13 protein-coding genes are annotated in these 12,934 nt (G+C 36.4%); 8 read left to right on the forward strand and 5 right to left on the reverse strand.

Going from position 1 to position 12,934, the window contains the following annotated elements; all coding sequences use genetic code 11:
• The first annotated feature begins 207 nt into the window (after positions 1-207).
• Positions 208-666, forward strand: coding sequence for a COG2426 family protein (locus ES765_RS15765; protein ID WP_138115273.1), 459 nt, complete (start codon positions 208-210; stop codon positions 664-666).
• Between the two features lie 105 nt (positions 667-771).
• Positions 772-1,128: a pyruvate kinase gene (locus ES765_RS15770; RefSeq protein WP_138115274.1), complete on the forward strand. Its 357-nt coding sequence runs from the start codon at positions 772-774 to the stop codon at positions 1,126-1,128.
• A 184-nt stretch (positions 1,129-1,312) separates the two neighbouring features.
• On the opposite strand, the gene hutG is transcribed toward ES765_RS15770, so the two are convergent.
• The 4 genes from hutG to hutH form a co-directional block, all read right to left on the reverse strand.
• Entirely contained in the window at positions 1,313-2,269 is a 957-nt protein-coding gene (hutG, locus tag ES765_RS15775) for a formimidoylglutamase (protein ID WP_138115275.1), read from the reverse strand.
• A 199-nt stretch (positions 2,270-2,468) separates the two neighbouring features.
• Entirely contained in the window at positions 2,469-4,469 is a 2,001-nt protein-coding gene (locus tag ES765_RS15780; RefSeq protein ID WP_138115311.1) for a urocanate hydratase, read from the reverse strand.
• Positions 4,470-4,511: 42 nt separating this feature from the next.
• On the reverse strand, positions 4,512-5,759 hold the full coding sequence (gene hutI, locus ES765_RS15785; RefSeq protein ID WP_138115276.1) for an imidazolonepropionase: 1,248 nt from the start codon (positions 5,757-5,759) through the stop codon (positions 4,512-4,514).
• A 4-nt stretch (positions 5,760-5,763) separates the two neighbouring features.
• Complete coding sequence (gene hutH / locus ES765_RS15790) at positions 5,764-7,338, reverse strand: histidine ammonia-lyase (RefSeq protein WP_138115277.1); 1,575 nt, start codon at positions 7,336-7,338, stop codon at positions 5,764-5,766.
• Positions 7,339-7,422: 84 nt separating this feature from the next.
• Between hutH and ES765_RS15795 the strand changes: the two genes are divergently transcribed.
• Together ES765_RS15795 and ES765_RS15805 are read left to right on the forward strand one after the other, a co-directional pair.
• On the forward strand, positions 7,423-8,316 hold the full coding sequence (locus ES765_RS15795) for a LysR family transcriptional regulator (protein WP_138115278.1): 894 nt from the start codon (positions 7,423-7,425) through the stop codon (positions 8,314-8,316).
• A gap of 211 nt (positions 8,317-8,527) precedes the next feature.
• Positions 8,528-9,085, forward strand: coding sequence for a nitroreductase (locus ES765_RS15805; protein ID WP_138115279.1), 558 nt, complete (start codon positions 8,528-8,530; stop codon positions 9,083-9,085).
• Between the two features lie 2 nt (positions 9,086-9,087).
• Here the strand turns inward: ES765_RS15805 and ES765_RS15810 are convergent, their stop codons facing one another.
• Positions 9,088-9,603 carry a DUF456 domain-containing protein gene (locus ES765_RS15810; RefSeq protein ID WP_138115280.1) on the reverse strand — a complete coding sequence of 172 codons (516 nt, stop codon included), beginning with the start codon at positions 9,601-9,603 and terminating at the stop codon, positions 9,088-9,090.
• A 94-nt stretch (positions 9,604-9,697) separates the two neighbouring features.
• Here ES765_RS15810 and ES765_RS15815 point away from each other — a divergent pair, with 94 nt between their 5' ends.
• The 4 genes from ES765_RS15815 to ES765_RS15830 all read left to right on the forward strand — a co-directional run bounded on the left by ES765_RS15815 (position 9,698) and on the right by ES765_RS15830 (position 12,894).
• A complete protein-coding gene (locus tag ES765_RS15815; RefSeq protein ID WP_138115281.1) occupies positions 9,698-10,090 on the forward strand; it encodes a BlaI/MecI/CopY family transcriptional regulator in 393 nt (130 codons plus the stop codon).
• An 11-nt stretch (positions 10,091-10,101) separates the two neighbouring features.
• Positions 10,102-10,869, forward strand: a complete 768-nt coding sequence (locus ES765_RS15820) for a M56 family metallopeptidase (RefSeq protein WP_138115282.1) — start codon at positions 10,102-10,104, stop codon at positions 10,867-10,869.
• Between the two features lie 81 nt (positions 10,870-10,950).
• Positions 10,951-11,742 carry an energy transducer TonB gene (locus tag ES765_RS15825; protein WP_249356508.1) on the forward strand — a complete coding sequence of 264 codons (792 nt, stop codon included), beginning with the start codon at positions 10,951-10,953 and terminating at the stop codon, positions 11,740-11,742.
• A 12-nt stretch (positions 11,743-11,754) separates the two neighbouring features.
• Positions 11,755-12,894, forward strand: a complete 1,140-nt coding sequence (locus tag ES765_RS15830) for a tetratricopeptide repeat protein (protein ID WP_138115283.1) — start codon at positions 11,755-11,757, stop codon at positions 12,892-12,894.
• The last annotated feature ends 40 nt before the right edge of the window (positions 12,895-12,934 follow it).

Here is a 12,934-nt window from a genome sequence, read left to right on the forward strand (position 1 = left end):
TTCGCAAGCTTTTAAAATTAGTGATTTTATGGTAGCGCTATGTGCATTTTTAGCGTAAATAACTAAGGGTTGAAGCTTACATCAAGATAATTGACTGAAACAATGGCTGTTTAAAATTTTTTAAAGAAATTCTAATAATATTTGTGATTTAAATAAGATAAATTCTTTTCAGAAGGACGTAATTTTGCAGTCGCTAAAAATAAACTTTTGTTGAAGGATTTGATCATAGCAGCACTTTGGAGCATCTCACCACTGGGGGAAGCCAAGGTCGGTATACCCTATGGTCTGCTACATGGGGTGGATATCTACGTAGTATTTGTGGTATGTTTTTTAGCTAATGTTTTAGTTTTTCCTATCATGATGTTTTTCTTGAACACCATTAATAAATCATTACTACGATGGCATTTTTACAAGAAAAACGCACTTTTCATTGCCAGAAGAGCGAAAACAGGCTCTGGTAATAAAATAAAAAAGTATGGGTTTTACGGGCTTATATTTTTCGTTATGTTACCTGTGCCTGGTACTGGGGTATATGCTGGTAGTATCGCTAGTTATCTTTTTAAGATAGATAGAAGGAAAGCATTTGTTGCAAATACGATTGGTATCTTTTTATCTTCTGTAATTATTTGGGTCACCACTGTGTTGACCATGAAGGGCATGGCCTAATCAACCTTTTTTATTTAGTAGTGTACGTCCATTTTGTGAACAACTATGGACTATTTTAATTTCATTTCGAACCATACCCGTTTAAATTTGCAGCTTTTTTATTCTATGGATGACCTTAAAATTGGCGATAAACTTTATAATGTTGAGCAGAATGGTTTTAACGATTTTGCGAGGTATTCATTCTCTGAAGTAACAAGTTTAACAGAGACACTTGCGGTATTGAAAAATGGGATTCGACTCATAAATAGGCCTAAGCAATCTTATATTATGGAAGATGTGGGGTATTCGGTTTCCCGTAAAAAAGGCACGCATTGGCATATCGTCTCCCTAAAAGCAATTCGCAATGCCCAAATAGAAAATGAAAAGATTGAAATTCACGATTGGTTTGCTTCTAAGCAATTTACTTTAAATGAAAAACAACAGATATACCTACTTCTTAATACGAACAAAGAAGATCAATAAATGTACATATGCAATTAGTTATTGTAAGAAATTAACAGGGAATTCATTTATTTAAAAACCTTTATTATCTTTACCATGTTGTGTTGTGCCTCAGACAAACTTTGAGGCAATTGTGTTTATCGGTTTATACCGATAGTACCCAATGAAAGGCTTTCCATATTGGGAGGCTTTTTTTGTTTTTCCCCTAAAGATTATGGATTACATAATGAATTAAGGAGGCAGCTAATTTAGCCGTTTGATCATCCACATCGAAATTCGGATTTAATTCTACCACATCTAACCCCAATAATTTTCCTGATTCGAGAATCAACTTAAGACTTTTAAGAACAATATCTGGTGAAAATCCCATTGGTGAAGCAGCACTTACGCCTGGTGCATATGCCGATGAGAAACCGTCTAAATCTATGCTTATGTATAAATAATCTACATCTTCTATAAACTGCATCAATAGTAATTCTACATGTTCGGAATGGGCCATGTTGAAATGCTTTTGTGGGAGATTAAAAGCTGAATGTCTCTCGGCAAATTCATATAGGTCTTTAGTATTCGCATCCTTTCTAATTCCCAAAGCTAGATACCTAAAAGGTGTTCCTTTAGTATCATGCTCCATAGCAATTTGATAAAAAGGTGTGCCAGAGTTATTGCCATCGGTATTAGACCTTAAATCAAAATGTGCGTCAAAATTAATAATGCCTACGATTTTTCCTTCCGGTAAGTGTTGTGACAAACCATTATAATGCCCGTAGGCAAGATCATGGCTACCTCCTAATATGATGGGTGTGGCGTTATTCTCTAATAGAAATTTTACTGCAATCACTAATTCGCTCTGTAACCCTTCTAAATCTTTATCTGGGCATTCTAGATTGCCAAAATCTATCAGTCTAGTTTCATTATTTAAATGATTGGGCATTTTTCCCAATTGCTTACGTATGGCGTCAGGGCCCAATGCTGAACCAACCCTACCTTGATTTCTGCGGACTCCTTCATCACTACTATAGCCTAATAATGCAATAACTTTGTTTTCTTCGGATTGAAGTGGTTTTTCAATACTTGAAAAACGAATTTTTTCGTTCAAGTATAGTTCTTGATTCGAAGATCTACCAATCCAATTATCCTTACTAGCTAGCGTGTAATGTGACATGTGATTTCGAATTTTTTGTATTATCGTTTCGTGAATTATAAAATCTTTACGTTACTATGTTGCCCTAGTATAGGAAGAATGAGAAGATTTTAAAACAGCACTTTTTTATGGTGTAAAAGTAATAATAATCGTACAAAATTTTAAATGTGTTTGAGTAAAAATTTAAACTTTAAAAAATGTAATTTACACCACTATTTAATTAAAATAAATTCTCTAAATATTTGTCTTCCACTAAATTAGGGAAAGTAACTTTTAGTGTTTTGGTTCTATCCATTTCTCGCTGAATAGCAAACATAGCTTCTTTATTTCGTGCCCAACTACGTCGAGAGATACCATTGTTTACATCATAGAACAACATATTCTTGAGTTTTCGATCTGCATCTTGTGATCCATCAAGTACTAAACCGAATCCGCCATTGGTGACTTCACCCCATCCGACACCACCGCCATTATGAATGGATACCCAAGTAGCACCTCTAAAACTATCGCCAATGACATTATGTATCGCCATATCGGCTGTGAATTTGCTTCCGTCTGAAATATTGCTTGTTTCCCGATACGGCGAATCTGTTCCACTTACATCATGATGGTCTCTGCCTAAAATTATAGGAGCAGACAATTCTCCATTTGCAATCGCTTTATTGAACTCCAACGCTATTTCTGCCCTGCCCTCTGCGTCTGCATATAAGATTCTGGCTTGAGAACCTACTACTAGCTTATTTTGTTCGGCTTCAGAAATCCATTTAATATTATCTTGCAACTGTTGTTGAATTTCCGGTGGAGCTTCCTTTTTTAGAGTTTTTAATACCCGTAAGGCAATGGCATCAGTTTTTCGTAAATCTTTAGAATTGCCGGAGGAGCACACCCATCTAAAAGGACCAAAACCGTAATCAAAACACATTGGGCCTAGAATATCTTGCACATAAGATGGATATTTAAAATCGATGTTGTTCGATGCCATAACATCGGCACCTGCTCTCGAAGCCTCTAAAAGAAAGGCATTTCCGTAATCAAAGAAATAGGTTCCTTTTTCTGTGTGAAGGTTAACGGCATCTGCATGCCTACATAATGATTCTTGAACCTTTGCTTTAAAAGCTTCTGGGTCTTGATTCATCATTAAATTAGCTTCTTCGAATGAAAGTCCGACAGGATAGTATCCACCAGCCCATGGATTATGCAATGAAGTTTGGTCAGAACCTAAATGAATATAAATCTGCTCTTTATAAAATCGTTCCCAGACATCAACAACATTGCCGATATATGCCAAGGATATTACTTCGTCTTTCGCTTTAGCTTCCTTGGTTCTTTTTACCAAAGCATCTAAACTCTCAATTAATTCATCTACCCAACCTTGCTCAAACCTTTTTTTCGCTGCATGTGGGTTAACCTCTGCACAGATGGTAATACATCCGGCAATAGTACCTGCTTTGGGTTGAGCACCACTCATGCCTCCTAAACCTGCCGTTAAAAACAACTTTCCTGCAGATGTTTCATTGGATTTTAATACTTTTCTAAATGCATTCATCACCGTGATAGCAGTACCATGAACGATACCCTGAGGGCCAATATACATAAATGAACCAGCGGTCATTTGACCATATTGTGTTACGCCAAGCGCATTGTATTTTTCCCAGTCATCTGGTTTAGAATAATTAGGAATCATCATTCCGTTGGTCACCACAACTCGTGGCGCTTCTTTTGAAGATGGAAAAAGACCCATAGGGTGACCAGAATACATGTGTAATGTCTGTTCTTCTGTCATTTCAGACAAGTACTGCATGGTTAGCAGGTATTGCGCCCAGTTTTGAAAAACAGCTCCGTTACCACCATAGGTAATCAGTTCTTGGGGATGTTGTGCAATGGCAGGATCCAAGTTATTTTGAATCATTAACATAATAGCAGCTGCATGGGTTGTTTTAGCTGGATATTCAGATATAGGTCGCGCAACTATCTTATATGATGGTTGAAAACGATACATATAAATTCGCCCAAAAGTTTGTAATTCTTCTGCGAATTCAGGAGCTAGTATCGAATGCCATTTGGATGGAAAATACCGTAGGGCATTTCGAATAGCCAATTGTTTTTCGGCTTTAGAAAGTATTTGCTTGCGATTGGGAGCATGACTAACTGCTGAAGAACGTTCTTTTTTTGGAGGAAGGTCATTGGGAATTCCAATTTGTATCTGTTCTTTAAATTCCATCATTCTGATTTTTACTGTTCGCTAATTCAATAATTACACTTACTATTTATGCTTATCGTAGACCAAATTCCCATCCTTCCATACCATACAAGGCTTTAAGTTGCCCTGGTTGTAAAGAATGTCTTGATAGTTATCGCTGTGAAAGACACCAAAATCAGCAAGAAGTCCTTCCGCTAATTTTCCACGATCCGAAAGGTTCAGGGCAGCCGCCGCTCTATACGTAATTCCTGCAAGTACCTCTGCATTCGTTAGTTTTTGGAAAGTACCCAAGATGCTGGCTTGGGTCAACAAATCGCCCATTGGGGCAGAACCTGGGTTGTGGTCACTAGCAATGGCGAGTGAGCCACCTGCATCTAATAATTTACGTGCAGGAGTGAAATCACAGCCCAAACCTATGGAAGCTCCTGGTAATGCAACGGCTATAGTAGTACTATTTGCTAATAAGACTACTTCATTTTCAGTACTTGCTTCCAAATGATCCGCACTTACTGCATTATGATCTACAGCAACTTTGCTTCCACCCGGTGTAAATTGATCGGCATGTACGGTGATGTCAAATCCCATTTTAGTTGCTTTTTCAAAATAGGCTTTAATGTCTTTGGATGAAAATGCACTCTCTTCAATGAATGCATCAATACGGTTTGCTAGTTTTTCCGCTTTGAGAATAGGGAATAAACCTTCAGCTATTTCAGCTAGGTATGCAGTTTCTGTGCCTAAAAAATCTTTGGGTAACATATGTGCGGCTAAGCAGGTCGGTATTAAATCTGGCAAAGTGCTACAGTTGGCATTCTTGATTGCCCGTAACATTTTTAATTCTTCTTCTACCGTTAGCCCATAACCACTTTTTACTTCTATCGTAGTAGTGCCATTTTTGAGATGACGATTAGCTCTTTTTATAGTATTTTTCGTCAATTCTTCTTGAGTGGCCATTCTAGTTTGAGTGACCGTGTCCCAGATACCTCCACCTGAATGTGCAATTTCTAAATAGGTTTTACCGGCATTTCGCATGGCATAATCCTTCGCACGTGAACCTCCAAAGCAGATATGGGTATGTGCATCTATAAAACCCGGTACGCAAACATGATTGCCTTTTAAAAGTATCGTTTCTTCAGGATTAATCTCTGCTTGTAAGTTTTGAAAATTTCCAATCGCCACAATAACGGAATCTTTTATCAAGATACCGCCATCAGGTATAATCTGCAATTCGCTATCCTTTATGGCACCTTTTAAAGGGAGCCCGGTCATGGGTATAATTTGTTTGAAAGGGCCTATTAAAGTTGTTTTTTCCATAGATTCAATATACTTCGAATTCAGTTGAAAAGTTAGTTTTTAATGATATGTTATGTTCTTTTTGAACACGTTCTACAACATTGATGATTGTCTTATTCTGAATCATTTCTATTCCTTTTTCAATATCGTCTGCAAAAACGCGATCTTTTTTAGCAAATGCTACTTGTTCTCGTACAGCGTTATGCACCTCATCTAAAAAGACACCAGATTTTAATGGCTTTCGGAACTCAAATGCCTGTGCTGCTGTCAGCAGTTCAATAGCTAATATTTTCTGAACATTACCAATGACCTGTAATGCTTTTCTAGCGCCTATTGAGCCCATACTTACATGGTCTTCTTGACCAAGGGATGTCGGAATACTATCTGCGCTTGATGGAAAACAGAGTCCTTTGTTTTCACTTGCTAAAGCTGCCGTTGTATACTGTAAAATCATGTAACCCGAATTAATACCGGTATCGCTCATCAGTAATTTAGGAACTCCAGGACTATTTCCTTCCAAGGCCAAATAAATTCTTCTATCTGAAATATTACCTAATTCGGACGCTGCCAAACATGCATAATCTAAGGCCATAGCCAATGGCTGTCCATGAAAATTACCACCACTAATGGTCAATTCTTCATCTATGATAACCGGGTTGTCTGTTACTGAATTCAATTCAACTTCTAATAATTCTTTCAAATGCAACCAAGCGGTTCGGGAAGCGCCATGTACTTGTGGAATACATCGAATGGAGTAGGGGTCCTGTACTTTTTCACAATCAATGTGATCCTCCATTATTTCAGAACCTTTCAATAATTTTTTAACGCGTTTAGCAACATGAACATTGCCTTTGAACGGTCGCAGTGCATGAAGTTCATTGTAAAATGGTTTCACCGAACCTTGTAACCCTTCAATCATCATGGCACCTATAATATCGGCCTGAGCCAATAAGGAGTGAAGTTCGGCAACAACCTTCACTCCGTGTGCGGCGATAAATTGTGTGCCATTAATTAGCGCTAACCCTTCCTTTGGGCCAAGAGGTATAGCTTCGAGTCCAGTTTGCTCGAACAAGGTTGCAGTGGTAATTTTTTCACCCTTAAACTCAACTTTGCCCAGACCTATAAGCGGTAGAAATAGATGGGACAGGGGAGCCAAATCACCTGATGCACCAACAGATCCTTGGGAAGGCACCACAGGGATAGCGTCGTTTTCTATATGCCAAATAATCCGTTTTAAAGTTTTTAGGGCAATTCCTGAAAATCCTTTAGCCAGCGATTGGACTTTAAGAATTAACATCAATTTCGCTATGTCTTTCGCTATTGGGTTACCTACCCCTACACTATGACTTTGAAGGATGTTGGTCTGTAATATATGGGTTTTAGATTTTGAAATTTTGGTTGTACATAATGGTCCAAAACCAGTATTAATACCATACACCGGATGCCCCTTGTCTACTATCTTTTGAACAATGGTCCAACTTTTTGCTATTTTTTGCTGAGTTTCATCAGAAAGGATAATGGAAATTTTACCATTTGCAATTTCTAAAGCTTTCCCGGCAGTAAGCCAATCCTCACCTAATTTAAATGCCTGTTCACTCATAGCTTTGACGTCTCTAGATTTGAATTAAAATTAATACCTATTTTTGATAATTACCAATATCAATAGTATCATCAATTCATAACTATGAGTAATCAAATAGAATTGCGTCACTTTACTTATTTTCTTGCCGTTGCAGAGGAATTGCATTTTAGAAAAGCTGCTGAAAAATTATTCATCTCCCAACCCGGATTAAGTAGACAGATTAGGCAAATGGAAGAAATTTTAGAAACACAATTATTCGAACGTACTAAGAAAAAGGTATCTCTTACACCAGCAGGTCATTACTTAAAGAAAGAAGTTGAATTCGTTTTTAATCATTTAGAAAAGGTTGAACGGCAATTAAAATTAATTAGTGACGGAAATAGTGGGGAATTACGGATTGGGTTTTTAGGTTCGGCAATGCAAGAGGTGATTCCTAAATTATTGTTGAAAATAAAGGACGCCTACCCAAAAGTGAAGACATCTTTAGAGGAACTTGCAAATTTCGCACAAGTAGATGCCGTCTTGAACGACCAATTGGATATGGGTTTTGTACGTGTTTCTCGCGTTCCAAGTACATTATCAATGAAAACCGTTTTCAAGGATACATTTTCGTTGGTGCTGCCAGAACGATATCCATTACTTACTAGAGAATTTAAAGGAATACATCAATTTGTAAATGATGATTTTATACTTTTTAGCAAAGCCTATAGTCCATTGTATTATGATACAATAATGAGCATTTGTCAAGATGCAGGATTCACACCTAAAGTCTCACATAAATCGGTTCATGCGCATACTATTTTTAAGTTGGTAGAGAATCATATGGGCATCGCTATAGTACCAACAGCATTACAGAACGGTTTTCAAATGCGTGTAAAGTTTATAGAACTTAAAAATATTCCTCAGCGTGCAGAACTTTCGGTTATCTGGAAGAAGGAACATACGAATCCGGTTTTGAAAAACTGCATACAATTGTTGTTAGGAGATAGTGATTAGTGACAAACAGAACGTATTTAGTGCTTAAATTTTTAAAAAATAAGCTTTTTGTTAGGAGTCAGGAGCTACGAACTAAGAGTGTATTAAATTCTTAATTTTGTAAACACCATCAACCATCAACCATCAACCATCAACCATCAACCATCAACCATCAACCATCAACCATCAACCATCGCGAAGAACTAACAATGAATAACGAACAAAATTAGATATGATATTTGAAATTATAAAGAAAAGACGATCAATATTTCCGGCACAATATGATGATACTCCTATTGCACAAACCGATATTGAAAAGGTGCTTGAAGCGGCTAATTGGGCTCCAACCCATAAGTGCACTGAACCTTGGCGCTTTAAGGTAATACAAGGTGATGCCAAAAGGCGTTTAGGAACATTTTTATCTAAAAAATACAAGGAAGTAGACCCTAGGCCTAAGGCGATAAAAATTAAAAAACTACAAGAAAACCCACAAAGAGCAGGAGCTGTCATTGCGATTTGTATGCAGCGTGATACGAAGGAATCTTTACCTGAATGGGAGGAGGTTGCTGCAGTTTCAATGGCAGTACAGAATATGTGGCTTTTATGTACTGAAATGGGTATAGGTTGTTATTGGTCTTCACCCGGACTCATAAAATACGTGAATGAATTTTTCACCTTGGCGGATGGTGAAAAATGTTTGGGATTCTTTTATATGGGAAATTTTGATGGAGAACTTCCAGAAGGAAAACGAAACCCTATAGCAGCTAAAACAGATTGGATTAACGAATAAGTTTAGTCAAAGAAAGGAAACAGGGCAGCTTTGTGTTGCCATGCTTTCGAAATGAACAAGCCTAGAAAAACGATAGTGACCATAAACTTTAAAAAAGTACCGGTCAAAAATCCTAAGAATGAACCAAAAGCCGCTTTCGTAGCGGTTTTTTTGTCCGCTTTATTTAATAATTCACCAACCAATGCACCAATAAAAGGCCAAATAATAATACCGAAAGGCCCTAGAACAGGAAAGATTAGTGCTACAACCAAACCTATCGTAGTGCCGATTACACCAGCACGTGTACCTCCGAATTTTTTAGTTCCTATGGCAGGGATAATATAATCCAAGGCAAAAACTATTAGCGCAATAGCTAAAGTGATGCCTAAGAATACCCAATTCATTGTAATTACACTGGTAGAATGAAGCAAAAGCAGCCCAACCCAACTTATCGGCGGTCCGGGTAAAATAGGCAAAAAGCTACCTAGTATGCCTACAAGCATTAAAATAAAACCAAGTACGAGTAAGAATATATCCATTGTTTAAAGTAACTGTAGTTGTTTAGACTAAGATAGCGTTCAAAAGTTACAGTGAGATTCATAAATATTATTTTTTAACTAAATATTTAGTTGAATGAAGCAGTTAACAAAAGCAGAAGAAGAGGTAATGCAATTATTATGGAAATTACAGAAATGTAATGTTGCGTCTATCTTAGAACAGTTGCCGAAACCAAAACCGGCATATAATACGGTTTCTACGATAGTAAGAATTTTAGAAAGCAAGGGTTTTGTAGATCACGAGCAAGAAGGAAAAGGGTATCTATATTTTCCATTGGTGCAGAAGTCAGATTACAGTAATCAGTCCATCAATAAATTGGTTGACAATTATTTTCAAGGGTCATTTAAAAGTATGGTGTCTTTTTTCATGAAGAAGAACGATATGAGCCTTTCTGAACTAGAGTCGGTAATGAAGGAAATTAAAAAAGCTGCCGAACCGGTAGAGGTAAATACTAAAACAGAAGACTAATTCAAGATCAAATGATACAATACATTCTTGAGTGCATCGCCTTTCAATTATTATTTTTGGTCATTTATGACTTTTTCCTAAAAAAGGAAACCTTCTTTCAATTGAACAGAGTGTATTTGTTAGGCACTTATGTGCTCTCCATAATTCTGCCTTGGGTAAAAATTGAAGCATTTAAGCAACAAGTACCAAAGACTTTTGCTGGGTATCCTGATTTTTTATGGAATTTAAGTGGACAAGTGGTTTCAGTTGAAGTAATGGATACTAATGTTTTTCAACTATCATGGTATATGGTCGTTTTTTATGCAGGAATGTTTGTCGCCACGGTATTGTTCGGTTTAAAATTGAGACAATTATATCTACTTAGAGAAAGTGGTAAGAAAATTCGGTATGCTAATTTTACTCAAGTCATCATAGAAAATAGTTCACTGGCTTTTTCCTTTTTCAAATCAATCTTCATTGGTGATAAGGTGTTGAAAATGAAACATAATACCATTATTGAACATGAACTGGTACATATAAAACAGGGTCATACTTGGGATCTTCTATTCTTTGAATTGATGCGTATTGTAGGTTGGTTTAATCCATTAGTATACGTGTATCAAAATCGTACTGCAGAATTACACGAATATACTGCTGATGCCCAAGTTGCTAAAGAGCATAAATCTGAACATTATCAGCAGTTATTATCACAAGTATTTCAAACTGAACAAATATCATTCATCAATCAGTTTTTCACACAATCATTAATCAAAAAACGAATCGTTATGTTACAAAAATAAAAATCAAAGAAAATCTGGCAATTAAAGTATTTGCTATTAGTGCCTATGGTACTGGGAATGTTGTTTTACACTAGTTGTGAGTTGGAATCAAAAACCGTAGATGGCTCATTTAATGAGACAAAACTGAAGGTAGGTTCTGGTATTAATTTTTCTGTTGTAGATGAAGCACCGGTATTTCCTGGGTGTGAGAATGTTGAAGATAAAAGAGCTTGTTTTAATGAAAAAATACAAAAGCATATAAGTAAGAATTTTTCTTATCCTGAGGAAGCTCAAAAAGCTGGAATAGAAGGTAGAGTAAATGTGATGTTTTTGATTGACGAGAATGGTATTGTTGCTGACTTAAGAATGAGAGGGCCAGATGTATTGTTGGAAGATGAAGTGGAGCGCATTATAAATAGATTACCTCAAATGCAACCTGCTAAACAAAATGGAAAGGTAATCAGTATACCTTATTCTATTCCAATAGTATTTAAATTGGATGATTCTGAAATCACAAACGTGCAATCAAAAAACTATGATATTGAAGGAGAGTTTGCTTTTGCTATAGTAGAGGAAGTCCCAATTTTCCCAGGTTGTGAAAATGTTTTCGATAAAAGGGCATGTTTTAATGAGATGATTCAAGCGCATATAAGTAAAAATTTTAATTATCCTTTAGCAGCTCAGGAGGCTGGTGTTCAGGGTAGAGTAAACGTTATGTTTATGATTACTTCTATAGGAGTTATCGATAACATAGAAATGAGAGGTCCCGATAAATTATTGGAAGATGAGGTAGAGCGTATCATTAAAAGATTGCCACAAATGACGCCCGGTAAAAATGAAGGTAAAGCGGTGAATGTTCCGTTTTCAATTCCGGTAAACTTCAAATTACAATAGAAGTATCTTACTATGAAACAACTTTTTCTTGTTGTTCTAATATTACAACTATGTAAAGCCGAGGCGCAAACCTCGTCTTCCTCCGTTGCAGATAGTTTATATGCTACCCGTAATTATTCTAAAGCTATCAATGAATATTCGAAAATCGGCGATGGTACGGCAGCACTCCAGATTGCAAGAAGCTACAATGCTATTCGAAATTTTGATAAGGCAATTGTTCAATATCGGTATGTGACGAATGACAATCCGAATTTTCAATTGGCACAATTAGAGTTAGGTAAATTACTTTTAAAAGTAAAGACGTATGCGGATGCAAAATCAGTGTTTATTAACCTCATACAACTCAACAATGAAAATCCAGAATTTCAATTTTATTTAGGGGAAGCTAATAGCAATCTTGAATTATCTGATGAAAGTCTGGTTCATTATAAAAAAGCTTTGAGTTTAGATAGTACACATCTTCGAAGTCTATTTCAACTGGCAAAATATTATACCATAAAACAGGAACGGGATAGCGCTCTGAATTATATAGAAAAGGGATTACTGCTATATGAAAATGATGTAGCCATGATTAACCTTAATGCACTTGTTCTTTATAACGATTTTCAATTCAAAAATGCGATTCCCTTTTTTGAGCGAGTATTAGATTTGGGGGAGAACAAAGAGTACGTATACGAGAAGTTGGGGTATTCTTATTTTATGAATTGGGAATTTGAAAAGGCAAAACAGAACTATACCGTCTTGTTAAGTAGAGATGACAGCAATTCTCAAACGTATTTTAGTTTGGCTAGCATTTATCAGAAAGAAAAGAAATTGGATTCTGCTAAAATGTTCATTAATAAAGCTATGGAAGTGCAAAAACCAATATTTGCCGAAGGGTATAGTCGATTGGCAGATATAGCCCGTGATCAAGAGGATTTAAAAACTGCTTTGGATTATTACAAATTGGCCCACGATAATGATGTAACAGATGCACGTATCTATTATAATATCACTACGGTATATGATCAGCTGGGCTCTGACCCAAAAAAGAAGTTAGAGTTTTATCAAAATTTTCTGAAGCAATATCCAAACGAGCATCCATACTTTTATGAATCGGTTAGAAAACGCATTACGGAGTTAAAGGAGCAAATCCATTTTACCAAAGAATAAACTCCTCAAAAAAATCGTAATTTCACATGTAGAACAGGTG

Origin of the sequence: Maribacter sp. ACAM166 (genome assembly GCF_005771495.1) — a bacterium.
In the GTDB taxonomy this organism is placed as follows: Bacteria; Bacteroidota; Bacteroidia; order Flavobacteriales; family Flavobacteriaceae; genus Maribacter.